General features: G+C 53.3%; 22 protein-coding genes. 9 read left to right on the forward strand and 13 right to left on the reverse strand.

Going from position 1 to position 24,963, the window contains the following annotated elements; translation table 11 throughout:
* Positions 1–16: 16 nt before the first annotated feature.
* From VF639_RS13305 to VF639_RS13320, 4 genes are all read right to left on the reverse strand, one after another.
* Positions 17–508, reverse strand: coding sequence for a hypothetical protein (locus VF639_RS13305; protein WP_331146402.1), 492 nt, complete (start codon positions 506–508; stop codon positions 17–19).
* Positions 509–1,531: 1,023 nt separating this feature from the next.
* On the reverse strand, positions 1,532–2,623 hold the full coding sequence (locus tag VF639_RS13310; RefSeq protein WP_331146403.1) for an exostosin domain-containing protein: 1,092 nt from the start codon (positions 2,621–2,623) through the stop codon (positions 1,532–1,534).
* A gap of 237 nt (positions 2,624–2,860) precedes the next feature.
* Positions 2,861–3,970 (reverse strand): lipid-A-disaccharide synthase, encoded by a 1,110-nt coding sequence (lpxB, locus tag VF639_RS13315; RefSeq protein WP_331146404.1) that lies wholly within the window; start codon positions 3,968–3,970, stop codon positions 2,861–2,863.
* A 101-nt stretch (positions 3,971–4,071) separates the two neighbouring features.
* A complete protein-coding gene (locus tag VF639_RS13320; protein WP_331146405.1) occupies positions 4,072–4,488 on the reverse strand; it encodes a 6-pyruvoyl trahydropterin synthase family protein in 417 nt (138 codons plus the stop codon).
* A gap of 416 nt (positions 4,489–4,904) precedes the next feature.
* Between VF639_RS13320 and rfaD the strand changes: the two genes are divergently transcribed.
* Together rfaD and VF639_RS13330 are read left to right on the forward strand one after the other, a co-directional pair.
* Positions 4,905–5,873: an ADP-glyceromanno-heptose 6-epimerase gene (gene rfaD / locus VF639_RS13325; protein ID WP_331146406.1), complete on the forward strand. Its 969-nt coding sequence runs from the start codon at positions 4,905–4,907 to the stop codon at positions 5,871–5,873.
* Between the two features lie 270 nt (positions 5,874–6,143).
* Positions 6,144–7,529, forward strand: a complete 1,386-nt coding sequence (locus VF639_RS13330; RefSeq protein WP_331146407.1) for an FAD/NAD(P)-binding protein — start codon at positions 6,144–6,146, stop codon at positions 7,527–7,529.
* A gap of 246 nt (positions 7,530–7,775) precedes the next feature.
* Here the strand turns inward: VF639_RS13330 and VF639_RS13335 are convergent, their stop codons facing one another.
* From VF639_RS13335 to VF639_RS13345, 3 genes are all read right to left on the reverse strand, one after another.
* Complete coding sequence (locus VF639_RS13335) at positions 7,776–8,057, reverse strand: hypothetical protein (RefSeq protein ID WP_331146408.1); 282 nt, start codon at positions 8,055–8,057, stop codon at positions 7,776–7,778.
* Positions 8,058–8,178: 121 nt separating this feature from the next.
* Entirely contained in the window at positions 8,179–9,183 is a 1,005-nt protein-coding gene (locus VF639_RS13340) for a zinc-binding dehydrogenase (protein ID WP_331146409.1), read from the reverse strand.
* Positions 9,184–9,236: 53 nt separating this feature from the next.
* The gene (locus VF639_RS13345) at positions 9,237–9,641 is read right to left on the reverse strand and encodes a thiol-disulfide oxidoreductase DCC family protein (RefSeq protein ID WP_331146410.1); all 405 of its coding nucleotides are present in this window, start codon (positions 9,639–9,641) and stop codon (positions 9,237–9,239) included.
* A gap of 338 nt (positions 9,642–9,979) precedes the next feature.
* On the opposite strand from VF639_RS13345, the gene VF639_RS13350 reads away from it, so the two are divergent.
* Together VF639_RS13350 and VF639_RS13355 are read left to right on the forward strand one after the other, a co-directional pair.
* A complete protein-coding gene (locus VF639_RS13350) occupies positions 9,980–11,101 on the forward strand; it encodes a hypothetical protein (protein WP_331146411.1) in 1,122 nt (373 codons plus the stop codon).
* A gap of 101 nt (positions 11,102–11,202) precedes the next feature.
* Positions 11,203–11,628 carry a hypothetical protein gene (locus VF639_RS13355; RefSeq protein ID WP_331146412.1) on the forward strand — a complete coding sequence of 142 codons (426 nt, stop codon included), beginning with the start codon at positions 11,203–11,205 and terminating at the stop codon, positions 11,626–11,628.
* 143 nt (positions 11,629–11,771) lie between these two features.
* Here the strand turns inward: VF639_RS13355 and VF639_RS13360 are convergent, their stop codons facing one another.
* Positions 11,772–12,524 (reverse strand): hypothetical protein, encoded by a 753-nt coding sequence (locus tag VF639_RS13360; RefSeq protein ID WP_331146413.1) that lies wholly within the window; start codon positions 12,522–12,524, stop codon positions 11,772–11,774.
* A gap of 131 nt (positions 12,525–12,655) precedes the next feature.
* On the opposite strand from VF639_RS13360, the gene VF639_RS13365 reads away from it, so the two are divergent.
* From VF639_RS13365 to VF639_RS13375, 3 genes are all read left to right on the forward strand, one after another.
* Positions 12,656–14,233, forward strand: coding sequence for an HTTM domain-containing protein (locus VF639_RS13365; RefSeq protein WP_331146414.1), 1,578 nt, complete (start codon positions 12,656–12,658; stop codon positions 14,231–14,233).
* 102 nt (positions 14,234–14,335) lie between these two features.
* A complete protein-coding gene (locus VF639_RS13370) occupies positions 14,336–15,358 on the forward strand; it encodes an MBL fold metallo-hydrolase (protein ID WP_331146415.1) in 1,023 nt (340 codons plus the stop codon).
* A gap of 242 nt (positions 15,359–15,600) precedes the next feature.
* Positions 15,601–15,921, forward strand: a complete 321-nt coding sequence (locus VF639_RS13375; RefSeq protein ID WP_331146416.1) for a hypothetical protein — start codon at positions 15,601–15,603, stop codon at positions 15,919–15,921.
* Between the two features lie 71 nt (positions 15,922–15,992).
* On the opposite strand, the gene VF639_RS13380 is transcribed toward VF639_RS13375, so the two are convergent.
* A complete protein-coding gene (locus tag VF639_RS13380; protein ID WP_331146417.1) occupies positions 15,993–16,496 on the reverse strand; it encodes a DUF4126 family protein in 504 nt (167 codons plus the stop codon).
* Between the two features lie 150 nt (positions 16,497–16,646).
* Positions 16,647–17,294: a flavin reductase family protein gene (locus VF639_RS13385; protein ID WP_331146418.1), complete on the reverse strand. Its 648-nt coding sequence runs from the start codon at positions 17,292–17,294 to the stop codon at positions 16,647–16,649.
* A 177-nt stretch (positions 17,295–17,471) separates the two neighbouring features.
* Here VF639_RS13385 and VF639_RS13390 point away from each other — a divergent pair, with 177 nt between their 5' ends.
* Positions 17,472–18,338, forward strand: a complete 867-nt coding sequence (locus tag VF639_RS13390; RefSeq protein ID WP_331146419.1) for an aldo/keto reductase — start codon at positions 17,472–17,474, stop codon at positions 18,336–18,338.
* 161 nt (positions 18,339–18,499) lie between these two features.
* Here the strand turns inward: VF639_RS13390 and VF639_RS13395 are convergent, their stop codons facing one another.
* Positions 18,500–20,350, reverse strand: a complete 1,851-nt coding sequence (locus VF639_RS13395; protein ID WP_331146420.1) for a DUF885 domain-containing protein — start codon at positions 20,348–20,350, stop codon at positions 18,500–18,502.
* A gap of 167 nt (positions 20,351–20,517) precedes the next feature.
* Entirely contained in the window at positions 20,518–21,777 is a 1,260-nt protein-coding gene (locus tag VF639_RS13400; RefSeq protein WP_331146421.1) for a hypothetical protein, read from the reverse strand.
* Between the two features lie 540 nt (positions 21,778–22,317).
* On the opposite strand from VF639_RS13400, the gene VF639_RS13405 reads away from it, so the two are divergent.
* Complete coding sequence (locus VF639_RS13405; protein WP_331146422.1) at positions 22,318–23,034, forward strand: 3-ketoacyl-ACP reductase; 717 nt, start codon at positions 22,318–22,320, stop codon at positions 23,032–23,034.
* A gap of 85 nt (positions 23,035–23,119) precedes the next feature.
* On the opposite strand, the gene VF639_RS13410 is transcribed toward VF639_RS13405, so the two are convergent.
* Entirely contained in the window at positions 23,120–24,757 is a 1,638-nt protein-coding gene (locus VF639_RS13410; RefSeq protein ID WP_331146423.1) for a DUF6345 domain-containing protein, read from the reverse strand.
* Positions 24,758–24,963 lie beyond the last annotated feature (206 nt).

Consider the following 24,963-nt stretch of genomic DNA (forward strand, 5'->3'; position numbering starts at 1 on the left):
CAGAGTCATAGTTTCGTTAAGAGAAGAAGAAACTACTGTTAAATCGAGAGGTTTGATTGGTTCTACGTACCCAACTGTTAGGATCATTAGGATCCTGTAGCATCGGCCCACCCGACCCAGCAGTACCTCCGTTACTTCCACCAGTACTAACCCCGCCGCCGCTCAAGAGTTGTTCACTAAAGTTCGACCACCCACTGTCATAGTTCAAAGACGGAATCTGTGGGGCAGGAACTGTCAGTGCTGTTGCCGTGACTACAACTTCAGGCAAATCTACGTCGCTCTTAACGATTACAGCTGATGGCTGAGGTACTTCGATATTATCTTTTTGAGAACAACTGTTTAGACTAATTAGGCAAATAGCTGGGATGAAGACTACAAAATTCTTTTTTGAATTGACGCTTTTGAGTAGAAACCGGACAAGCAAAAATAGCAAGATTGAAACGGTTAGTGTACATACAACCGACCAAATTGACAATCCTTGCATAGGGCTGATTTGAAGTAAAAACATGTGCATTTGGAAAAAATGTAAAGAACAATTATGGTACGTTGAGAATCAAATGATGGAAGAATAAGCAACGAATACTACCGCTATGGCGCCTAGATAGTAGTTGCGTTTCTATTATAATTAATAAGTACGAAGGTAATAGTTATTTAAACCCCTAAAAAAGGAAAGTTTATTACAAAATAATACATAAAGCGTTCCCAATATTTAGCAGTTAAACTTAATTAAATATAAAAATAATTATATAATATTTAGGCCTAAAATTTACGCGCTAGCTTTAAAAACTGATTATCATATAGTTATACTACAAAGAACGAAAAAGCTGCATTACTGAAATGCATATATTTTGACCCATAGCGGTTTGGCAACTCGTGCGGTTCTATTAAGCTGCGTATATAGTTGTATTCCGATGGCGCGAAAGCCACAGACCTCACTTGGGTTGTAGACGGTAGTCGTGTTGGCCGAATTAGTTCTGCGCATCTTGGCTCGTAATCCAGTCAAGAACTGCCGCTTCCACATTACCACTGAGTACTGGCCTACATCATACATGAGCTAGTCTTGAGTTTGCTTCATGCTGCTCGATAAGGGTAGGGTGCAAATCCACAAGCAAGTTTAGCCCACAGTTGGGCCGCTGTAGTTCTGCCTGCGCTAACTCGACCAGCGTCGTGTTGGCCCATGTACGCCACCTGCCATTTCTTGACTTCGGCCGAGAGGATGTAGAACAGTCCGCCATTAGGAAATTTAGGAGCCAGCAAACCGGTTTGCCACTGCGCCGAAGCATTGCACTATCTGTTCTTGACAAAAACTGACTTGTTGACAAGCCGCGGCTACGCGGATACATAGATCAAGCGAGTAAGCCTGCACATTCTAGCTTACGATTTAATCAAGAATAGGGTATATCAGTCACGAAACTGCTGTAGCATCAAAGTAAACGTCTGAATTGGAAAGGTCATTTGACTTTCCCAATTCAGACGTTTACTTTAATGGCAGTTCAAAAGAAGCAAATGAGGGCACTTGCCTCGCGACTACCTAGACTTCAAGGAAAAGGTGGATCTTATTGAAAAACCCAATGGGTGACAAATAGTCTTCCCACACTTTTCTTGCTTTCACTTGTAGGGCGAGAAATTCTTCTTCGGATATATTATTATGATATTCTTCTACTTTTTCAGCTATTTTATCTACATCCTTTTCTTCTACCCACACACAAAACTCTTTCCAGTTAATTATATTATCGAAAGGGAGTGCGCTATCGGTATCTACGAACACAGGAATTCGACCGCAGCACAGCGTTTCGAAAAAACGAACTGAATTGTTTCCTATGCCGCGAATACACAAAGTATAGTCACTTCCAAGAATATTTTCCACGAAGTTTTTTCTGAAGTCGAAATTACTTTCAGTGGTATTACCCGTGTTTAATCCGCCAGTAGGGCCAAATGCAAAATTACTTTTTAGTTTAAAATTCGGAATTATTCTATTTGATTTCTGCAATCCTATTATTGATCTGGCTCTGTAGGAATGCGATATTCTTTCTGGAAACCTTTGCAATATCCCTGCATAATTAGCAGCTAGTTTTAAACTAGTTATCACCTTCTCGCGGCTCATCTTGATGTTGAGAGGCGGTGCATAACCGCAGAAGCCTATGACAGGCTTGCTGCTTTTTTTACGAGGCCTTGGTTTGCCGCCGTTATACTTTTCAAGAAAATCCTCGAAGAAATGTGGCCACGAATGCACATTCTTAAGCTGACTTGATTTGCTTATTGCGCTGTTAAATAAGATGGCGTTTTTAACTGGCACATTAATATGCAACACATCGTGCCCAACAAAAATCAGGATTTTCTTGTTGTGACTTTCTACCTTCTGAATAAACGGAGCTATTTTTTTCTCGAATCCAGCTTGATCAAATTGAACATCATAGAAAATTGGCAGTAGGCAAGCATCACACTCTTCAATACTTGTTAACTCAATAAATTCTTTACCTACTCTCTGATACTCATCAAATCGGCCTTGCCGAACTGCGCCAGATTCATCCTCTTTATTAAATGTTCCGATGAAGGGAATAAGCAACTCTATTGGATATCCTTTGTCTAGAAGGCTTAAATCTGTGTGGAGTTTAAGTTTCATACTTACTTTTCAGAGAGTTGGCTTGCAGGTTTATTACTAAGAATATGCTCGGTTAATTTGAAAATAAAAGGCTGCTATTTCAGGAGCCATATTGTAAAGTGCAATTGTTGAGCTTGGGCAAATTACTTTATACTAATGAACAATACTTGTGCTTGCACTTACTCAGCAACATTCACAGTGAGTGAGGTATGCCTAAGACCAAAGTTAACATTGGTTATTATAACCAAGTAAAATCGACTACTCTCGCAGGTAACCAATCATTAGCTTGGCTGCTTTTTCCGCCGCTCGCTGTTGGCCTAGTTTTTCCTGAATCTCGACATAACCCGCTTTTTGCTGAATTATGAATTCGTTGTCGGTCAGAATTTTGCGAAGCTCCTTCACCAAGTTACGAGAATTGAAGTTGCCTTGGATGAGCTCTTTCACCACTTCCCTGTTAGCAATCAGATTGACCAAGGAAATATAGGGCACTTTGATAACGGCCTTGCCGATGGCATAGGAAACGGCACTGGTACGGTAGCAAACCACTTGAGGCACACCAAATAAGGCCGTTTCAAGGGTAGCGGTGCCGCTCGTGACGAGGGCGGCCGTGGCATGAGCGAGTAGGTCGTAGGTTTCGTTGAAGAGGATGCGGACGTTGTTGCGCTCGAAGTGGGCGTAGTAGTTCCGGTCGAGGTTGTCGACGCCGGCTACGATGAACTGGTAGTCGAGGAAGGGCGGGAGAATGGCTACCATCTCGTAGAGCATTTCCTCGATTTCCTGCTTACGCGAACCGGGTAGCACCGCCACAATTTTGCGGTTCGGGTCTAGGTTGTTGCGCTGATAGAAATCGGCGGATTTCTGGTGTTCGGCAACGGCGTCGGCGGTGGGGTTGCCGATGTAGTCGACATCGTAGCCAAAGCGCTGGTAGAACTCGTGCTCGAAGGGCAGAATAACGAACATCCGGTCGACGAGCTTTTTGACCGTGTGAACCCGGCCCTGGTTCCAAGCCCATATCTTGGGCGAGATATAGTAGAACACTTTGATGCCGTGCTCTTTGGCAAACCGTGCTACCCGCAGATTGAAACCCGCGTAATCGATGAGAATCAGAACATCGGGTTGGTAGGACAGCAGGTCATGCTGACATTCTTTCAGGTAGCCGCGAAACTTGAGGATGCTGGTGGCGGCTTCCCAAAAGCCCATGATGGCCATTTCCTGGTAGTGGTGCACGAGAGTACCGCCTTGGGCCTTCATCATATCACCGCCCCAACCCCGGAACTCCGCTTCAGGGTCTTGCTGGCGTAAGTTTCGCATCAGGTTGGCGGCGTGGAAGTCGCCGGACCGTTCGCCAGCTATCAGATAGTACTTCATTTTTTAATTCTGAATCATGAATTATGAATTCAGAATTATGGCTTGGGCTGGGCCGATAACGCAGAACAATTCATAACTCAGAATTCATAATTCAGAATTGATTATTCGCCTAGGTATTCCACGAAGTTGCGGGGCGTTTCGTAGAGCTTGATGCTGTGTAGGCGGGCGGTGGAAATTTGCTCGATTTCAGGTTCCAGGATGTTCCAGAAGGCAATGGCGAGGTTCTCGGTGCTGGCCATTTGATCTTGCATGAAAGGCACATCAAGATTGAGGTTTTTGTGGTCAACCTGGTCGATGATGTGGGTCCGGATGAGCGTGCTGAGTTGTTTGAGGTCAATAACAAAACCAGTTTCCGGGTCGGGCTTGCCCTTCACGGTCACGATGAGGTCGAAATTATGGCCGTGCCAGTTGGTATTGGCACAGGGGCCGAACACTTCACGGTTGCGCTCCTCGCTCCACTTAGGGTTGTAGAGCTTGTGGGCCGCGTTGAAGTGTTCTTGCCGACTGATGTAAATCATTGAATGTTGCTTGTTGGTGGCTGATTGCCGGAAAGAACTGCCTTCCCACGTGTCGTGCGTGCTAAATCGAGCGGCAACAAAGGGCCTGGTAGCTAGCAAGCTCCGACTTGCTATTGCAAGGAAGTTGCTGGGCTACCAGCCAGGCGGCGGCTTTTAGAGGAGGAAGAAAGTTGACATCAACCGTTATTTCGCAGCAAATATACGAAGAACGGTACGCCGAATAGGGCTATGATCAAGTCTGCGGACACGTTAGCTAGCAGGCAGAACAACTAGACTATCGGGGGGCAGCCCAATAGGAAGTGGTTGTGGAGTGGTACCCAAGCGGGCGGCAACAACTTTGGCTACCGGTAATGCGGAAGGGCACTCCGAGGTGCAGTCAATAAAATTGATGATACTTTTGATGAAAATTCTGCCTTATGATAGTCGTCACCGGAGCGGCTGGCTTTATTGCCAGCTGCCTTGTCACTCGCCTCAACGCCGCCAACTTCAACGACATCGTGGTGGTGGATAACTTTGCCGTGGAGCAGAAGCTCGCCAACCTCAAAGGCAAGCATTTGCGCGAATACGTGGACCGCACCGAGTTTTTCGATTGGCTGGATACCAACTACGAGCAAGTGGAGTTTATTTTCCACCTCGGCGCCCGCACCGATACCACCGAGCAAGACCGCGCCATACTGGACTTGCTGAACCTCAACTACTCCAAGCAGATGTGGCAAGCTTGCTGCCGCTATCAGCTGCCGCTGGTGTATGCTTCGTCGGCAGCTACTTACGGCTCGGGCACGCTCGGCTACTCCGACCAGGACGACGCGCTACTGCCCCTTTACCGCCCTCTGAACCCGTACGGCGACTCGAAAAACGAATTCGACAATTGGGCTGTCAGCCAAGTGGAGAAGCCTTTTTTCTGGGCAGGACTGAAGTTTTTCAACGTGTACGGCCCCAATGAATACCACAAAGGCCGCATGGCGTCGGTGATTATGCACGCCTTCCAGCAGATTCAGAAGACTGGCTCGATGACGCTCTTCCGCTCACACAACCCCGACTATACCGACGGTGGCCAAATGCGGGACTTTGTGTATGTGAAGGACGTGGTGGAAGTATGCTACTTTTTGATGCATGAGCGGCAGCACTCGGGCATTTACAACCTCGGCACCGGCGAGGCCCGCACGTTCATGGATCTGGCGCTGAACACCTTTACAGCCCTGGGCCGCACCGCCGATATACAGTTCCGCGACACGCCCGAAGACATCCGCGACAAGTACCAGTACTTCACGCAGGCCGATATGAGCAAGCTGCGCAGTATTGGCTACAACCAGCCTTTCACCTCACTCGAAGCAGGTATTCAGGACTATGTACAAAACTACCTGGTGCCGGGTACTTATTTGTAGCTGAGACGGTTAGTTGGGGGTAATTTCCGAATTGAAAGGAAACCGCGGGAACTGGTCCTGCCCTGGCAGCTTGATTGCGGAAACTCACGGCTAGCCTGCCGGTTTCATAGTAGACTCTACAGTTGTTGAGGGTTTCTTTTCTTTGCAAAAAGTCGGCTCGAACACCTACTACCTTGTTGATCTTTAAAGAACGGCATAGTTTACTTTCTGGCTCTGCTAGGATAAGCTGATAGGTTTTCGAGCGGCTGCCGCACTCTTAACCACTTTGTCTTGCACCAACGCACCATTACCATTTTAGGCGGCGGGTTTTCAGGCTCGATGTTAGCAATTCAGCTGGCGCACCTGAACCAGCCGCTCGCGGGCACGATTCACGTGGTAGAACCACGGCCGGTGTTGGGGCCCGGCCTGGCTTATCTTGACCGGCGGGCGGAACATCTGCTCAACGTGCGGGCTTCCAACATCAGTGCCTTTCCCGATCAGCCTACTCATTTTCTGGATTGGCTGCACGCAACGGGCATTCCTATTTGCGAGAGTAATTTCTGCCCGCGCCAGACGTATGGGCGCTACCTAAAAAATTTAACTACAACCTTACTGGCGGGCCCGGCTGGCAATGGCCTGCAGTTTCAGTGGCATCAGCAAGCGGCGGTTGGTGTGGAGGTAGCCACCGATAAGCAAACGGCGACCGTACGCCTGGCCGACGGCACTGAAATTAAGAGCGACGTGGTGGTGCTGGCGCTTGGCAACTTTCCACCGCCGCTGGTGGCGGGTTCTGGCAGCTGCCTGGCGCATCCGGGCTTTCACAACAACCCGTGGGCCGAAGGAGCGTTGCGCAACATTCATCCCGACGACGAGGTGCTGCTTATTGGCTCGGGGCTGACGGCGGTGGATGTGTTGCTAGGCTTGCGCGCCGATGGGCACTGGGCTACCATCACGGCCGTATCACGGAATCAGCGCTGGCCTGTTGGCCACCAGTTGCACACGATGCTTTACCCTAGCTTCTACGAAACCAAGCTGCGGGGTTTGCAAACGGTAGGCGAAGTGGTGGCGGTGGTGCGGCAACAGGTGCGGCTGGCAGCCGAGCAGGGCATACCGTGGCGGCCCGTTTTCGACTCGCTACGGCCCCACCTGGGCGCCATTTGGGCTGCGTGGCCGCTGGCCGAGCAAGCGCGTTTTATACGGCACCTATCTTCGTTGTGGTCGGTGCTGCGGCATCGGAGCCCGCCCCAAAACGATGCGGCGCTGCATACGATGATGACCACTGGCCAACTACAGATGCGTAGCGGACGAGTTCGGGGAATGGAACCAGTTGGCGACAGGCTGCGCGTTCAAATCGAGCGCCAGAAACAAAGCACGTACCTCACCCCGCGGCACGTTATTAACTGCACCGGGCCGCTGCTAGACTACACCCGCATACCAGACCCATTGGTAGTGAGCTTGCGAGCTAGCGGGCATTTGCAGCCGGACCCCCTACGGCTAGGTATCCTTACCGACGAGCACGGCGCGATGCTAAATGCGGCCGCAGAGGTGTCATCCTTGTTTTTTACCTTGGGACCGAGCCGCCGACCGGCGTACTTCGAATCGACGGCCGTGCCAGAACTGCGCCAGCAGGCGGTTGCGCTGGCGCGTGAGCTAGGCCGCCGCTGGAATGCAGGCTGATAGGTGTCGGCTGACTTATACTGTGTAGGAAACTCTTAAAGCTTACTAGGCTGTGTGGACAGTTAGAATCTTGTAGCGCAGAAGCCACACACTCTAGCACGGCTATGCTGAGCGCAGGCGTAGTATGACTATACTAACGCCAGATCAAGCATGACATTCAACTTACGACCTGAATGGTTTCATTAAACAAAAGACCAGACTGTTAAGTCTGGCCCTTTTATTAGTGGTAGTAAAGTAACGCTATTGCTAAGCGGCCAATTCGTCGTCCTCCGGGTAGAGCGGGAATACGGGCGTTTCGGGTATGGCTGGTAGCGTGGGAATAAGCGAGGGAGCAACCGTATGGACTGCATTAGTGCGGCGCAGGGCGCGCATCAGTAGGTACCGGTATTTCTCGGCATCGGCGAGGGCGGATTCTACGGCGCGCAGAGCGTCGTTGTAGGCAACTACAGGCACCGATTCAGCGGATTCGCCCGTAGGATACGTCAGTTCAAAAACCGGGCATTGCAGGTATTCAGCAGGCGTTTTCATAAGGGCAAGTTACTTGAAAGCAGAGGTGAAATTATATAGGAGTACAACAGCTTAGTGGCTATTTTCATTCCGTTAGGGGAGCTTATTTCAGCTGTTTGCAAGCATAATTTACGCCTGATTATCAGGCACTTATCTTCAATACCAACTTGCCAAACTGCAGGGCTTCTTCCATGCGGCGCAGGGCCGCTTCGCCCTCGGCTAGAGGAAAGGTTTCGTCGACTACCGGGACTAGCTGGTGCTCTTTAAAAAACCGTACCATCGCCGTGAAATCTTGCTCGGTACCCATGGTGCACCCGAGCAAGGAAAGCTGCTTCCAGAAGACCTTGCGGGCGGCCAGCTCGGGTACGTCGCCGTTGGTGGCACCGTAGAACACGATGCGGCCGCCCGGCGTGGCGGCGTCCAGCAAGTCGCCGAAGCCAGGACCAGCGGCACTATCCACTACCACGTCGAAGCCGCCGCCGGCTTGCTTGCTGAGGGTGGCAGGCCACTTCTCGGTTTTATAGCTGATGCCTCCTTTGGCGCCTAGCGCTATGGCCTTAGCAATCTTCTCTTCCGAGCCCGACGTTACCCATACTTCGGCGCCAGCGGCCACGGCCATTTGCAGGGCCAACAACGCCACGCCCCCTCCTACTCCGCTGATTAGCACCCGCTCGCCGGCTTGCAAGGCGGCCCGCGTAAACAAGGCCCGGTACGCCGTAACACCACCCAAGGGAAGCGCGGCGGCTTGCTCGAAAGAGAGGTGCGCCGGTTTGAGCTGCACGTAGCGGGCGGGCACGCACACGTATTCGGCAAACGTGCCATCGTGCGGCAGCCCCAGGATAGAGAAGTCGCGGCCTTGGGCGGCTGGGTTATTGCCCCAGTTGTGGCCAGGATTGATGAGTACTGCCTGGCCGCGCAGGCTTTCGTCGACACCTTCTCCTAGCTCCGTTACGGTGCCAGCCCCATCGGACCCTAGAATGATGGGAAACATCAAACCAGCATATTGTCCCTTCTGAATCCAGACGTCGCGGTGGTTGAGGGCGGCGGCGCGCAACTGCACCAGTACCTCCCCAAGGCCAGGCGACGGAGTGGGCACTTCACGTAATTGAACAGGTTGTTTGATGCCATCGAGGACAAGAGCTTGCATACGGTGGAAACTGGTTGTGGGAAGTTATATACCGAGGATCAAGAAAAAAGAAGCTATAGAAAGCGCTGGCGCAGGGCAGGCGTAGGCAACATGCAGGCGTCGCGGTGGCCGAACCATTGGTAGCGGTGCCGAGCCACGAAGCGGTACGCCCAATCGCGCAGGGGCCGGGGCACTACTATTGCTGCGTATAGCCACGGCCACAGACCGCTCAATTGCCGCACAATGCGCAGCGCCGCCGTGGAGTGGGTGTACACCTGCTGATTCTCAATCAGTATAACCGTTTCGGGCTCGGCCACCGGGGGCAGACCATGTTGGGCAAGCAGTTCGCGGCCGGCTTCCGACTGTAAGGAGGTGAAATGAAAACGACCAGCAGGGTCGCGGTTGATAACGAACTGTACGAAGCCGTTGCAGAGGTTGCAAGCGCCGTCGAACAGAATCACTGCAGCAGGAGAAGGCATAGGTGCGGAAAGCTATAGGAGCCAGGAAGCCAGCGGGCAGCAAACGTGTCTCGCTAGCAGCAGTACGCAGACGAGTACCAGCTGTTTTGCATTGATAACTCCGGGAGAGGCGGCGGGTTTGCTGACAGAAGCCAAACTAGCTGGGCCCCACCAGAACAGAGAGTTCCAAATGACAGAATCTTGTTCATAATCGCCAGATATTAAGATTGCTACGTGTTTTCACTGAGGTTATAGCCCTAAAAATGGGTATTAATTCGTCGGGGAAACGCCTGTTGCACTTTGAGGATGCTCGTATAGCAAAGGGAGTTTCCCCTGCCACCTAAACATCTTTCTGCGCTATGAAAAAAAACTGGCTACTGGCTATTCCGGCCGCCATCCTCAGCTTGTCGTTAGGTATGACTTCCTGCGACGATGACGACGGAACAGCACCACCTTCTTCCACCTCCGGATCAACAAGTGGTACCACCACCGGCACTACGTCGGGCACAACATCAGGCACTACTACTGGTACTACCTCCGGTACCACTTCTGGTACAACCACTAGCACTACTGCCGGCACCACTACGTCGGGTACTACCACTTCTGGCACTACTACTAGTGGTACCACGGCTGGTACGACTACGAGCGGCACCACAACAGCTGGCACGACTACGGGTACTACTACTGGTACAACGGCCGGTACAACAACTGGTACTACGGCCGGTACAACAACTGGAACGACTGCGGGCACTACGGCTGGTACGACCACCGGCACGACTACAGGCACGACGGCCGGTACGACGGCGGGCACAACTACTGGTACGACGACTGGCACCACAGCTGGTACCACTACGGGTGGAACTACTGGTACTACGTCGGGCACCACCACGGGTGGAACCACTGGCACCACGGCCGGTACGACAGCCGGTACGACTACGGGCACAACTACCGGTACAACAACTGGTGGCACGACCGGCACTACTAGCGGTACAACTACCGGCGGCACAACTGGCACTACTAGCGGCACCACTGCTGGAACGACGACTGGCACCACTTCCGGTACGACCGCTGGAACTACAACCGGTACTACTAGCGGTACTACCGCTGGAACTACAACCGGCACCACGTCTGGCACTACGGCCGGAACGACCACCGGCACAACTAGCGGTACTACCGCTGGCACAACGACTAGCACCACGGCCGGTACAACAACCGGTACCACGTCTGGCACTACGGCTGGCACGACCACCGGCACTACGACCGGAGGAACTACTGGTACTACGTCGGGCACTACCACGGGCGGCACTACTGGCACCACAGGCGGTACTACTTCTGGCACTACAACTGGCGGAACCACTGGCACTACCTCGGGCACTACCTCGGGCACCACAACTGGTGGCACGACGACTGGCGGCACGACCGGTGGCACCACTTCGGGTGGCGGCACTACCGGCGGTGGCGGCGGTGGCGGCACTACCTGATCTACTTGGCATTCGGCCGCAAAGAGGGCTCCGATTTGGACCTTCTTTGCGGCCGAATCGTAGAAGGGTGCTGTTCACATTTTTTTCTCTTTCCCTTTATTATGCACAGACCACGCATCAACTTTTTGGCAATAGCCCTTTTGGGCGCATCTCTTTCCTTTAGCTCCTGCGGCGGCAACGGTAGCGCCTCCGAGTCGAGCACTGGTTCGGGCGATGTAGCCACTGATTCCGACGCCAATGGCAGCTCTGATATCAACGGCACTTCTAACACGGCCATGGATTCAATGAGCACCGGCGACGTATCGAAGGGCGATGACGCAGCCGCGGGTGGCGGCGCAGCGGGCGGCGCAAGCGGCAGTTCAACCTCGGGCACAACGGGCAGCACCACCAACGGTGGCACCATGAGCAACGGTCCTGTTTCGACGGGTACGGGCAGTGGTGGTACTAGTGGTACAACGGGCGCGGCTGGCGGTACCGGGGGCACTACTGCAGGAACGAGTGGCGGTGGCTCAACCACAGGCCAATAATAGCCGTAGAACAAACGGTATCGGGGAGTTAATTGCTAATAATACGTAGTATAACAGTGCCGCTTTACCCGTATAAACCCGTAGGCAAAAGCCTAAGGTTGTAGCTCAGCAGGTATTTACCTTGATTTTACTCTTGGAAAAATTCAGTATTTATTCAAGTGCTGATTTTGCACCCTGCCGAGCCAAACGCCGTAGAACAGCCCATTGCTCTTTCCATTAATTCCACCATCCATTTTGTTTTCAGCTATGAAAAAGTCTTCTTTCTTCCTTTCTGCCGCTTTCGTTGCCGCACTTGTAGCCTCTTCCAGCGTATCTGCACTAGCCCAGACCACCACTAGTGGCAGCACTTCAGGCTCGACAACCAGCTCTACTTCGGGTTCTACAGCCGGTCGAACTACCAGCGGCTCTACCTCGGGCACCACGGCCGGCCGCACCACCAGCGGCTCTACTTCCGGCTCGATGACCGCCGGTAGCACCAGCGGTTCAATGACTTCGGGTACTACCAGCGGCGCCTCAACCATGGGTACTACCGCCGGTACCACGGCCGGCACTGTAACTTCGGGTACGACTGCTGGCACCACTACCGGTACTACTTCGGGCTCAACCAGCGGTAGCACTGCTGGTTCGGTGACTTCAGGTAGCGGCAGCACCTCAGGTTCAATGACCTCGGGCAGCGGTAGCACTTCGGGTTCGATGACTTCGGGTAGCACTTCAGGTTCTGGCTCTATGACCTCGGGCACCACTTCGGGCGCTTCAACTTCAGGCCGCGCCACGAGGGGTGCTTCTACCTCGGGTCGTAGCACGAGCGGTTCGAAAGCAGGCAGCAAAAATGCTGGTCGTAGCACCAGTGGCAGCACTTCGGGTTCCACTACTTCGGGCTCTACCAGCGGCAGCACTACCCGCTAAGGGAAATGCCGGCTTATCTTTTTTAGTCGGCTGAAAGGGCGGAAAGGCTGATCATCTATAACGGTGGTTGCCTTTCCGCCTTTTTTTGGCTGTTCGTCTTTGAGTTGCGCTGTGTCACCCTATGCTCCGACTGCTTACTGTTCTTCGCCGTCCTTTCGTCTTTGATTTACGAGCCCTGGCATTGTTGCGCGTGGCCGTAGCGGCCGTGTTGCTGCTCGACCTGGGCATTCGCAGTACGGACCTGGAGGCCCTCTATTCCAATATGGGGGTGCTACCCCTACAAGTGCTGTTCGAGCACAACTGGAATCCTTACGAATTCTCGCTGCACAGCGCGAGTGGCTTATGGCAGGTACAGGCTTTTCTATTTCTGATAGCGGGGGTGGCGGCGTTGGCCATGCTGCTCGGCTATAAAACCCGCTTCGCCACGGCCGTATCGTGGGTGCTGCTGGTTTCGTTGCAAAACCGCAATCCACTTATTTCACAAGGCGGCGACGATTTGCTGCGGATGCTGCTCTTTTGGGGCTTTTTTCTGCCGTGGGGCCGCGTTTATTCCCTGGATGCGCGCAAACGCCCCACTCCTACCGACCTCAACTATTTTAGCGCCGCCACGCTGGCGTATGTGGTGCAGCTGGCCCTGGTATACTGGTGTACGGCCCTGCTCAAAAGCGGCGCCGAATGGAGCCAAGAGTACACGGCTATTTACTATGCGCTTAGTCTCGACCAAGTGCTGATGCCGGGCGGACGCCTCATCTATCCGTATCCGGAGTTGCTGAAGGCCCTCACCTTCACCACGTATTACCTAGAGAAATTCTTGCCGTTCCTGCTGTTTCTACCGTTCTGGGTGCCCTTCTGGCGCATTCTATTCGTGGTAGTGATGTTCGGCTTCCACCTGGGTATCAGCCTCACGTTGTTTGTGGGCCTGTTTTTCCTGATCAACATGGCCTCGGTGCTGGGGCTGCTGCCGTCCGTGGCCATGGACTGGCTGGAGCGTCACTTACTACCGACCACCCAACAACTTAGGCCACGCGTAGCAGCACGGCTAGCGTCCTTGCAAAGCCGGTTCGCCACCTGGCGCCGCCCGGTCAGGGTGCAGGTAGCCTCCTCGTTGGAGATTTCGGAAGGCTTGCGCCGCTTGTTGCGCGCCATGCGCAACGGCCTTGTAACGGGCATCTTGGTGTATGTGTGCTGGTGGAACCTAGACAACATTGTTGATCCGCGCTGGACCATGAGTGAAGGGTTCCGCTGGATTGGTTACCTCGTGCGCGTCGATCAGCATTGGGGCATGTTTGCGCCCACCGTGTTCAAGGACGACGGCTGGTACATCCTGGATGCTACCACCATTGATGGCCGCCACATCGACCTGAACCGCAAGGGCCGGCCTACCACGTACCAGAAGCCGAAGTCGGTGATGCGGCTCTTCAAAAACGACCGGTGGCGTAAATATTCGGAAAACTACCTGTTCATCTCGAACACCTACATGCGCCCCTACTACTGCAACTACCTGTTGCGCATCTGGAGCGAAAACCCGTGCCACCCGCCCCTGCGTCACCTCGACGTCATCTACATGAAAGAAGTGTCGCTGCCCGACTACCAGGTGGCCACGCCCACGCGCGAAGTGCTGTGCGGCTGCGACGCCCAACTGCCGCCGCCCGAAGTACCAAACGAGCAACCGCTTCCTACGGCCGCCGCGCCGCAATAGTGGCCTTCCCTGGCCCGTGCACCAAGCAGGCAGCGTATTGCCGTTGCCCATGATACAGCCAGTTTTTCAGCAGCACTTTTCCACAACCTACCCCAACAAGCTATGCCTAACAAAGCCAACCGCGCCAACACCCCCGCACTACAACACGTTACAGCGGGTTTGTGGGGCTTGCGCGACGTATTCGCCAACCTGTACTTTGTGCGCGAGTCCGAGGTTCCTACCGACTCGTGGGTGCTAATCGATGCCGGACTTCCTGGCTCGGGCGAAAAAATACAGCGCTCCGCCGAGGCTATTTTCGGCCAGAACAACCCACCGGCGGCTATTTTGCTCACGCACGGCCACTTCGACCACGTAGGCGCTTTAGGGCACCTGCTTACCGTTTGGCCCGATGCTCCCGTGTATGCCCACCCGCTGGAGCTGCCTTACCTCACCGGCCGCTCTTCCTATCCGCCGCCGGACCCCACAGTGGGAGGCGCTATGTCGGCCATGTCGTTTCTGTATCCTAAAAAGCCAGTTAACTTAGGAGCCCGCGTGCACGCGCTGCCCACCGATGGCACGGTACCACACTTGCCCGGTTGGCGCTGGCTGCACACGCCCGGCCACTCGCCGGGTCACGTTTCGTTTTTCCGGGAGCATGACCACCTACTAGTGGCCGGCGACGCCTTTGTAACGGTACAAGCCGAATCGGGGCTTGCCACCTGGACGCAACGGCAGGAAGTGAATGGCCCACCGGCCTACTTCACGCCCGACTGGCAGCACGCTCGTCATTCGGTGGCGTTGTTGGCGGGGTTAAATCCGTCGTTGGCAGCTACCGGCCATGGCATTCCGATGCAGGGCGAGGAACTGCGCCAGCAACTTGCCGACTTAGTGCAACACTTCGATGAAAAAGCGGTGCCCGCCCGGGGCCGCTACGTAGGCCACCCCGCCCAAGCCAATGAAAACGGCGTGGTGTCGGTGCCCCCGGCAGCCCCTACTAATCTACCGGTGTGGTTGGTAGGTGCAGGCTTAGCCGTCGCGGGCGGCATTTGGCTTTCGCGCAACAGCCGCAAAATTTCGAAATACAAGACGCGCCCTGAAGAGGAAGAGGAGCAAGCGCATTCGTCGTCTACCATTTACCGTGGGTAGACAGAAGGTGAAATGGTGAAGGGTGAAGTTGTGAGCCTATCTTCTTCACCGTTCCACCTTTCACAACTGCGCCCTTTCCATCCAACGGGCAAGGGGTGAAGGTAGATTTATCGGAGTATTGCGGCAACCAAACCGCAACCGCAGCACCTTGTGGTACGTTCGCTAAAGCGGCAGGCCTATTGTAGAAGCTATTCTCGCGCGTGCTCCTCCCCTATTTTCTTTACCATCCAACCAGATACCCTATGAAACGACTTCCCCACCTGCTGGCGCTGCTGGCTATAGCATCTCTTGCCGCCTGCGACCCTCAGAACTCGCCGGGCAAAGACCCCCAGCGCAGCGAGGATATTTCCCAGATTCCGCCGGCCACGGCCAACGAAACCAACCGCGACAGCATCTCCTCCCAACAACGGGTCGAGAAGCCCATCGGCAAAGGCTCCGCCGCCGATCAAGCCGCTTCGGGCTCTGGCAGTCTGCAGCAAGCTCCCGGCGACCGGAGCTCCCCTACCAGCACCATCCCCACCAAGTCGACGGAGCAACAAGGCAAAGCTCAGGAAGAACAATAGCCTTAGCCTAAGGCAAAAAGCCCCGCTGAATCAGGTTCAGCGGGGCTTTTTGCTTGAGGCAAGCTACGAAACTACAAAGCCCGCCCCGCCGGAGAGCCCAGGGCCGTGCCCTTCGACAAAGCCAATCCGGCTCCTATTACCAGTATATCCTCGAACCCGCCAACCACGGAGCTAGGCAAGCCCGATTCGGCAGTTGATTTCTTGCGCAGGAAAAGGCTGCCGTAAGTAGCTGCCACGGCTACCGCCCCGCCTAGTAAGGCGCCTTTGAGTACGCTGTCATGGTTCACTTTGTAGAGCGTAGCTCCTACCAGCGCCCCCGACAGGGCCCGGCCCGCCAGCACAGGAGGCGCCGTGCGGTCGGGTGCGGCTGGTAATTTGTCGCCTACCATTTCGCCGGCAGCCATCATTTTGAGGCCTGCCGCTACCCACGGCTTCTGCAACAGCCTCAGCGGCGATTTAGCTAAACCCCGCGTATGAAACTTGCTTAGGTTGTTGCTTAGCAGCGCCGGGGCAGTTATGCTTCGAAAACCGGCTAGTGCGCCCAAGCCTACTGTTTGCCAAAAATACTTCTGCATGATCTGAAAGGAAGTCGGTGGAAGAAAAGCTCTTCCTTGAACGGCAAATTCGGGACTATGACCAAACGCCAGCCTGCTTCTTTTCCGGCCAGACGCCTACTTAACCATTAAAGGCAAGCAGTAGCAGCTGGACTTTGCTTGAAAGCCCGGTTACTTTTCGCTTGGCCCGGCTTTAACCTGCGGCCCCTGCCCTGGCCGCGCGTAGGCAAAGGCCCCCACCGACGACGCCCGGTAGTAGGTATCGAGGCCGGACACACACACGTCGTCGACGGCGGGCAGGTCGAGGGTGCCGTCTGGGAGCAGTACGGTTTCGGGGAGGTAAATGTGCTCGACGGTACCTACCAGCAGCACCGTGCCGTTGTGAATCGGCAGTTCTTCCTTGAGTTGCAACCCGATGCTGATTTTGCTTTCGGCTACGTAGGGCGCCGGAAAATCGTCGCGAAACTCGGGCGTGAAGTGGCATTGCTCGAATTCCGACTCATCGGCAGGAAAGTCGGCGGAGGTGTAGTGGGCTTGTGCTACGAAGCCGGCGTGCACATGGTTGATGGTGAAGCAGCCGGTGGTTTTCAGGTTTTGGTAGGTATGGCGCGGCACCGTAGTAGGCCGCGTGACAATGCCAAGCACCGCCGGTGCCGAGCCCAGATGAATAACCGAGCTGAAAATGGCCAAGTTGGTGAAACCCTCTGCGTCGGCGGTGCCAATTAGGTTGGTGGGCTTGTAGCCGGGCAGGGCGTTGATGAGGTTGAGGCGGTACACCTTCTCAAAAGCCTGAAGGTCGGCGGGGGTAATGTGGCGCATGCGAGATATGGAATAACAAGTTGGTACGAGCCCGGAAATCACAAAAAGCAAGCTCGGAATAGAAAGGTTTTACAGGCTACGAGGCAGTTCGAGTAGGAGGTTACTGGCTTTGTCGTCACCTATCAACTGGAAGCTACGTTAGTAGCTCATACGCATTTTACTTAACCTCGACTTCAAATGGCTAACCCAACGCAAACTTCTTTCGAACCTACTTATACCCTCGGCGACGACTTAACCGTGAACCGCATGGGCTACGGTGCCATGCGCATTACCGGCGCTGGTATCTGGGGGCCGCCGCAAGACCACGCCGAATCTATCCGGGTGCTGCAACGGGCCGTGGAACTAGGCGTTAACTTTATTGACACTGCCGATAGCTATGGACCCCATGTCTCGGAAGAGTTGATTGCCGAGGCGCTGCATCCGTACCCGGCCAGCTTGCTTGTTGCCACCAAGGGCGGGTTGCTGCGCACCGGCCCCAACCAGTGGCCCGTTGATGCCAGCCCCGACCACTTGCGCGAAGCCCTGGAAGGCAGCTTAAAGCGCCTGAAGCTCGACCAGATTGACCTCTATCAGTTGCACCGCATCGATCCGAATGTACCGTTCGAGCAGACCCTGGAATTCTTGCAGCAGGCGCAGGAAGATGGTTTAGTGAAGCATATCGGCTTGTCGGAAGTTACCATAGATGAAATCAAGAAAGCCCAGGAATACGTGCCTATAGTATCGGTGCAGAATATGTACAGCGTGGACAACCGCAAGTGGGAAGCCGAGCTTAACTACACCGAGCAGAACAACATTGCCTTCATTCCGTGGTACCCCCTCAGCGGCGGCAACGAACAGGCCCTCGATAAGCTCACCCAGATCGGGTTGAAATACAATGCCACCAAACAGCAAATTGCGCTGAGCTGGCTGCTGCACCGCGCGCCCAACATCCTGCTCATTCCTGGCACCTCGCAAGTGAAACACCTCGAAGAAAACATGCAAGCTGCTTCCATTTCGCTTTCACCGGAAGACATGGCCGAGCTAGAAGCCATCAACCCCGCGTAACCCAACTTGTGGCCGAAGACGCTGAAATAACTCGGCTAAATCAGGAGACATGCTTTCTACGCAAAAAGCTTGTTAAAGCAGGGCTTTTACCGAGAAACGAGACGGAGTTGTTGGCTTGCCAACAACTCCGTCTCGTTTCTCATTTACAACGGCCGTGGCGGTTATTTCTCGCCGTAAGCCCAGGCGTCCATTTTGCGTTCCAACACCGACAGCGGCATCACGCCGTCTTTCAGCAACTCGTCGTGGAAGTCGGCGAGGCGGAAGTGCTCTTTGTTCTGGCCCGGATATTCTTCGCGCAACGCATTCTTTTTAACCGCCAGCTGCTTCTGGTATTTCTCGCGCAGCTCCCGAATTTTCAGGGCGCCAATTTTATAGCTCAGCGCCTGCGCCGGAATGGCCATGTACCGCTCGATTTCAGCGGTGGCACCTTCCTGGCTGATGGCTTCATTCTCCATCATATAGGCTATGGCTCGCTCGCGGGTCATGTTTTTGGTGTGCATGGCTACGTCGACCACTAAGCGCACGGCGCGGTGCATTTCGTCGCCAAGGGCCCCCATATATTGGTAGGGGTCGGTGTAGAGACCGAGCTCTTTGCCCAGGCTTTCGGTGTAGAGGGCCCAGCCTTCGCCCATGGCTCCGTACCAAGCAAACCGGCGGAACTTAGGCAGGTTCTCGTTTTCCTGCTGCAACGAAATCTGGTAGTGGTGGCCCGGAATGGCTTCGTGCAAAAACAACGACTCCATGCCCGACGTCACGTTGAACGTTTTGGCATCGACAATTGGAATGTAGAAAATACCCGGGCGGGAACCGTCGGGGCTGCCTTGGTTGTACTCGGCCGAAGCCGAAGCCTCCCGAAACTTTTCGGTTTCCCTGATTTCAAAAGGCGTTTTGGGTGTACGCCCAAACATCTTGGGCAAGTTGGGCGTGATGCGGGCCTGAATGCCACGGAAGGCATTGAGCACGTCCTCCGGCGTCTTGTAAGGCATCAGCTTGGGGTCGGTTTTCAGCGAAGCAAAGAAAGCCATCAGGTCGCCTTTGAAGCCTACTTGCGCCTTTACCTTCTCCATTTCGGTGCGAATACGCTTCACCTCCGACAAGCCGGTCTGGTAAATCTCCTCGGGCGTTTTGTCGGTGGTCGTCCAGCTCTTCACGTAGTAGCGGTAGATTTCCGGCCCGCCCGGCACGGCCGAAACACCCGTAGTGGCGCGGGCCTTGGGCAAGTATTCTTTCTCTAGAAAGGTGCCGAGCTTTTGGTAAGTAGGCACCAGCTCTTCCATGATGGCCTTCTTGTAGTCGGCCGTGATGCGCTGCCGGTCGGCGGCGGAAATTTCTTTCGGGAACCGGTTGACCGGGCCGTAAAACAAGCTCTTAGTGGGGTCCGTCACCACTAGGTCGCGCATTTGCGGAATCATCTTTTGCACTAGCGCTTTCGGCAGCACCACGCCGGCTTTCATGCCCTGCCGGAAGTTGGCAATGGCCGTATCGCCCCACACCGAGAAGCCGCGCACCCGGCCCAGCCAGTTGTCGTAGTCTTTCGCGGTTTTGAAGGGCTGTACCCCCTCGCCCGAACCGTATTGGCCCATGGTAATGGGCAGGCCCCAGAACTGCTGGAACGGCATCATCCAGGTGTTCAGCTTCAGCCCTTCCAGCTTGGTCTGCAGATCGTACTGAAAGATGTCGTAGCTGATTTTATCGTTTTCCGACAGTTTCTCCCGGTCAAACTTCTTAAGGCCGTCGAGGTACTTCTGGTAGAACGTCTGCACCTGCTGGCGGAAGGCCCGGGTTTGGTCGTTGGGCAGCTGGTCGTTGTAGCGGTTGTCGCCCTGCGTGGTAGCGTCGAGCGGAAACAGGCGGGCCTGCTCTTCCCAATAGCCAGCGAAAAGGTCTGGCATGTTCTTGATTTTGGCCACGTCTGTTTCAATGGGCGTAGTGCCGTTGGCAGCAGGCTTTTGCTGATTGCAGGCACTTAGGAAGGCCATAGCCAGTAGGCCGGTAAAGGCAAATTTCTTCATGTAGAAATACACAACTAGGTTTTGAAGCCAAAAGGTAAGGGGTTTGCGTGTTCCAAGGAAGAACTCAACCTATACAGGCAACTATCCCTGCTGCATCTAAAGTAAAAAGCCCGCGAGGAACATCCCCACGGGCTTTTGCTAATCGAAATGAAAATTTCACTGACGAGCTAGTTTGCTGACACAAACTTTTTGCTGATCACTCCCTGCGACGTAACGGCCTGCACCAAGTACACGCGGCCTTCAACGCCGCCACTAACTGGCACCTTGCGGGTTATGAGCCCAGTAGCTCCCCCCGACAGAGTTTCGGTATACAACACCCGGCCCATGGTGTCGAGCACTCGCAGTTGCTGCAAGGTGCCCGGGGTTTGCATTACAATGTTGAGGGTGCCTTGCGCACCGTAGGCTTCCAGTTTCGGCGCCAGTTCTCCTACCTGTACCGGCAGCACCTGCGAGTACGTGAAAGTGCCATCCAGGTCAGTTTGCTTGAGACGGTAATAGTTTAAGCCACTCGGCATGCTTCGGTCGGTGGTTTCGTATTCGCGGCGGGTAGCAGAAGTACCGGCGGCTGGCACAGTGGTAACAGTAGCAAAGTTTTTGCCATCGGTAGAACGCTCAACGGCGAAGTTGGCAGCGTCTTTCTCGGAGGCCGTGGCCCAGCGAATAGCTACCTGCTGGTTTTCATGTTTGGCCGTGAAGCTTACTAGCTCAACTGGCAGTGGAACTGCAACGCTGCAATCAAAATTTCTATTCTGGATATTATATGTTGCAAAACGATAATCTTGCTGAAATCTATTTTCCTGTATTCCAAGCACTCGTCCTAGCACAGTAAGCGCACCGGCTGCAATTCCAATACTATTTACACTGCTATTGCCTTGCTCGATTAGTAAATTACCGTTAACCGTTAGGGAAGACGTTAGATTGAAGGTCAGGTCGGAGTTATTACTGAACGTAACACAGGAAGCTGTTTGAATAGCTCCATCAATTGTGCCGGCCGCCTTGTAGAAATTTAGTTTGTAGAGGTTCAAAGAAACCCCGCTTAGCCGTGGTAGCACGTTAAGCCGTGGCTCAGCGCGGCCCCCGCCCTGCGCCGCTCTGTCCCCTATCGACAAAGTATATTGGCCGGCATGTGCCAAAGAACCAGTGGTATTGATAATTAAAGTACCATTGAGGCCGGTCACCGCATAATCCATATTAAGAGTAATATCATGGTTGATTATAACCGTGTTATTAGCGTTGTCAGCAGGAGTTAAGGTGGTGCTGAAGCCATTCGGCCCAATAGACTGCCAGGTGCCCGGGGTTTGCCAATCACCATTTTGAATTGAAGTGAATATGATCAGCGGAGTTTGGCCACCCTGTGCCCTCAACCCCAACGCGGAGCCACATAGGCAGAGCAAGGTCAAAAAGAGGGAGAATAAAGTCGTTTTCATAAGTAGTAAGTTTGGAAGATCAAGTAGCAATTCTCCGGCAAACTTACGATTAGTACAAGCTATTGATGCTTAAACTTCACGTATCCAAGTAGATATATAAAATCCGCTTTAATACAATCTTATCTCTGTTAATTATAAAAATCAAAGTCAATAATAGCTTGTAGTTTGATTTGAAAGCATTCACTTATAACATAACTTATATGTACTGCATTGACAAAATGCAATTTTATTGCGTATACTCTCAATATTTCATGAAATAGTTCAAAGCAAAAGTTGAGCTTTGGTGGATGAGCTTTTCCTGCTACTCTTTAGCTCTCCAATTTCACTGAAATTAGCTGTTTTTATTTGTGAATAACGCTGTCATACAGTTAAATGCCACACTTGGCATACTGAGCACATTCTATACTATCCTGAAGTCTGATACACTGCAAAAGCGAGTTCATGATTGAGTGCTCTATTTGCATTACACTTACACGTGACAACCGTTTTAAGGCAGGTTGGTTATAACACCTTATTCCATTCAACATTGAATTATCATCCATGGAGTCAATCAAAGGAAAAAACGCCCTCGTAACAGGCGCTGGCAAAGGCATTGGCCGGGCCATAGCTATTGCCTTGGCGCAAGAAGGCGTAAACGTGGCATTGCTCGCCCGCACCGAAACGCAACTGCAGCAAGTAGCGCAGGAGGTAGAAGCCTTAGGCGTGAAAACCACCATCGTAACGGCGGACGTGGCCGACCGTGCTGCCGTGGAAGCCGCCGTGACCCAGGCAGAAACTTCCTTGGGTAGCATCGACATCCTCATCAACAATGCGGGTATCGGCACTTTCGCTAAACTTGTTGACATGGCCCCGGACGAGTGGGAGCAGATTGTTCGGGTGAACTTGTTTGGCACCTACTACGCCACCCGGGCCGTACTGCCCGGCATGATAGCGCGCGAAACCGGCGACATCATCAACATTTCTTCTACCGCCGGTTTACGGGGCGCGGCTACTACCAGCGCCTATAGCGCCTCGAAATTTGCGGTAATGGGCCTCACCGAATCGTTGATGCAGGAAGTGCGCAAACACAATATCCGCGTGTCGGCCCTCACGCCCAGCACCGTTGCCACTGAGTTAGCCATCAGCAACAAGCTCACCGACGGCAACCCCGATAAGGTGATGCAGCCCGAAGACTTGGCCGAATTTATCGTGTCGCAGCTTAAGCTCAACCGCCGCATCTTTATAAAAGAGGCCGGTATGTGGAGCACCAATCCGTAACAAGCTGCTCACTTTATCTTCAATAAAAAAGGCTGTCGTACGACAGCCTTTTTTATTGAGCCCTTAGCTTTTATCCGAGCAGGCTTTAGCAGTAGATAGGTACTCTTACTTTATATCTTTTCTTTAAATCACTTCCGAAATCAACTTCGTACTCGCGTTGCGCTTCTATGCTGCCATAGCCGCCGTTTACGTTGTAGCCCATCTTTTCCTCTATTACGTGCGCGTCTTTGGCATACATAGCTTTTGCAGCCCCGTTGCCGTTGGTTTCTGCGGCACTATTCCGGCTCAGAATATTATTCAGTTTTTGCTGAAACAGCTTATCTAGATTTTTTTCGCTGAAGTCGGCATACGTATTAACAGCCGCCCCTTTGCTGCTGCTATCTGGCGCCAGGGTAGATTTTGCTTTGGTACTTAGGTCGACAACCTTTTTAGCGGAATTTGAGACGTTGATGATGTTTCCATCATTATCGATGCTTACTCGCACTAGTCCGTTGCCATCATTGATGGTTGGCATACCATCAATTACCTGACGAAACTGAACGATTGTTTCGGTAACGACGGGCTCGCCTATTTCCCCGGAGCCTTTAGAAGAACCGCCGCAGCTATAGCCGTGAATTACTTTGTCTATCTGCAAGTCAGCGTGTTTGCTGAAGCCCGTTTCCTCTAACATGGCCTGCGCAATGTCCACTGCCTTGTCTTGGCTGAGCTGATCGGTATTTTCGTAGTTGTATTTTCCGGTTCCGATGTTGACGCTTCCGTCTTTTGCAATAACGGCCCTTCTGCTCCCGTCTTTCACATAAGCATTTCCGTCTCTGTCATACAACATAGTTTCGGTTGCTTTCTTGGTGAAACCTAGGGCACTGGCTGCTTTTATCAGTTCTTTGTCCAGAGCACTATTATCTAGAATGGCAATTTTCGGCTCCTTTGGCATAGCCGCACTGGAAGCGAGCATGGTTGTCAGGGCCGCATTGTACCAGCGCCACTGGTAGAAATTGCGGGAGGTAGCAGCGCCGAAGAAATTCCGCTCGTTGAAAACGCGCTGCTGTGCTTCGGCAGCCGTGGCACCAGTTGCCACCACGGTAGGCACTTGGTTGTGTGAAATGCGCCAGCTGGCATCCATCCAAGCCGTGCTAAATGACTTGTTCTTACTCCATTCTTCCCAGAAAAACTTCCCGTAGTTGGCATTATCAACGCTGACGGTTTCGAAGCCAAACAGCATTCTGAAGCCCAGGTTGGCCGGATGCCAGGTGCGGATAGGATTGTTGGCCCCGAAAACGCGGCATGAAAAGCACGTAGACCAGAAGATGTAGCGCACGGTTTCGTTGCCGAGCCGCATGTCGGACGAAAAGGCCCAGTCACGGTTGCTCCATTTGCTACCCAGAGGAATCTGAAAAACGCCGTTGTTGTCCATGGCACCGTGGCCGGAATGGTAGAAGGCAACCACCGCATCGGCGCCGTACGTGTCTTGCCAGTTATCGAACTGCTCTTCGTAGAGCCACACCTGCACGCCTGAGTCTTTGTACCAGAAATTGCCGGGGGTAAACTTTGTTACGTAGTCTATCCAGCCTTGCGCGTCTTCGTGCGTGAGCCCAAGCGGGCTGGCCGAACTGAAGTTTTCGATGCTGCAGGCACCATACATATCGGCCGAACCACCAATTACTGCCTTCACCCCCGCCTTACTTTTTGCAATGGGGGATTCACTCTCTACCATCATCTTCTTCATAACAAGAGGCTTTATTACATAGAAAAGTTTCTATATAATAAAAGTAGAGTACCTTCTCACCCCGCGCAAGAATAACAGCTCACATAATCATGCGATAAGCTGCTCTTTAAACACAAAAGCTGTTGATTACCAGACTTTTAATTTTACATGCACACCAAAAGCAAGTCCGTCGGCCTTGGCGCGGGGAGCTGAGATTTCAGCTCCCC

Origin of the sequence: Hymenobacter sp. (assembly GCF_036387835.1) — a bacterium.
Taxonomy (GTDB): domain Bacteria; phylum Bacteroidota; class Bacteroidia; order Cytophagales; family Hymenobacteraceae; genus Hymenobacter.

Coding starts and splice junctions, on each gene's coding strand:
- VF639_RS13310 (WP_331146403.1), bottom strand. CDS start 2,623: ATGAAACTTAAACTCCACACAGATTTAAGCCTTCTAGACAAAGGATAT.
- VF639_RS13395 (WP_331146420.1), bottom strand. CDS start 20,350: ATGAAGAAATTTGCCTTTACCGGCCTACTGGCTATGGCCTTCCTAAGT.
- VF639_RS13405 (WP_331146422.1), top strand. CDS start 22,318: ATGGAGTCAATCAAAGGAAAAAACGCCCTCGTAACAGGCGCTGGCAAA.
- VF639_RS13345 (WP_331146410.1), bottom strand. CDS start 9,641: ATGCCTTCTCCTGCTGCAGTGATTCTGTTCGACGGCGCTTGCAACCTC.
- VF639_RS13320 (WP_331146405.1), bottom strand. CDS start 4,488: ATGATTTACATCAGTCGGCAAGAACACTTCAACGCGGCCCACAAGCTC.
- VF639_RS13370 (WP_331146415.1), top strand. CDS start 14,336: ATGCCTAACAAAGCCAACCGCGCCAACACCCCCGCACTACAACACGTT.
- VF639_RS13380 (WP_331146417.1), bottom strand. CDS start 16,496: ATGCAGAAGTATTTTTGGCAAACAGTAGGCTTGGGCGCACTAGCCGGT.
- VF639_RS13355 (WP_331146412.1), top strand. CDS start 11,203: ATGCACAGACCACGCATCAACTTTTTGGCAATAGCCCTTTTGGGCGCA.
- VF639_RS13385 (WP_331146418.1), bottom strand. CDS start 17,294: ATGCGCCACATTACCCCCGCCGACCTTCAGGCTTTTGAGAAGGTGTAC.
- VF639_RS13335 (WP_331146408.1), bottom strand. CDS start 8,057: ATGAAAACGCCTGCTGAATACCTGCAATGCCCGGTTTTTGAACTGACG.
- VF639_RS13340 (WP_331146409.1), bottom strand. CDS start 9,183: ATGCAAGCTCTTGTCCTCGATGGCATCAAACAACCTGTTCAATTACGT.
- VF639_RS13350 (WP_331146411.1), top strand. CDS start 9,980: ATGAAAAAAAACTGGCTACTGGCTATTCCGGCCGCCATCCTCAGCTTG.
- VF639_RS13400 (WP_331146421.1), bottom strand. CDS start 21,777: ATGAAAACGACTTTATTCTCCCTCTTTTTGACCTTGCTCTGCCTATGT.
- lpxB (WP_331146404.1), bottom strand. CDS start 3,970: ATGAAGTACTATCTGATAGCTGGCGAACGGTCCGGCGACTTCCACGCC.
- VF639_RS13390 (WP_331146419.1), top strand. CDS start 17,472: ATGGCTAACCCAACGCAAACTTCTTTCGAACCTACTTATACCCTCGGC.
- rfaD (WP_331146406.1), top strand. CDS start 4,905: ATGATAGTCGTCACCGGAGCGGCTGGCTTTATTGCCAGCTGCCTTGTC.
- VF639_RS13375 (WP_331146416.1), top strand. CDS start 15,601: ATGAAACGACTTCCCCACCTGCTGGCGCTGCTGGCTATAGCATCTCTT.
- VF639_RS13305 (WP_331146402.1), bottom strand. CDS start 508: ATGTTTTTACTTCAAATCAGCCCTATGCAAGGATTGTCAATTTGGTCG.
- VF639_RS13365 (WP_331146414.1), top strand. CDS start 12,656: ATGCTCCGACTGCTTACTGTTCTTCGCCGTCCTTTCGTCTTTGATTTA.
- VF639_RS13410 (WP_331146423.1), bottom strand. CDS start 24,757: ATGAAGAAGATGATGGTAGAGAGTGAATCCCCCATTGCAAAAAGTAAG.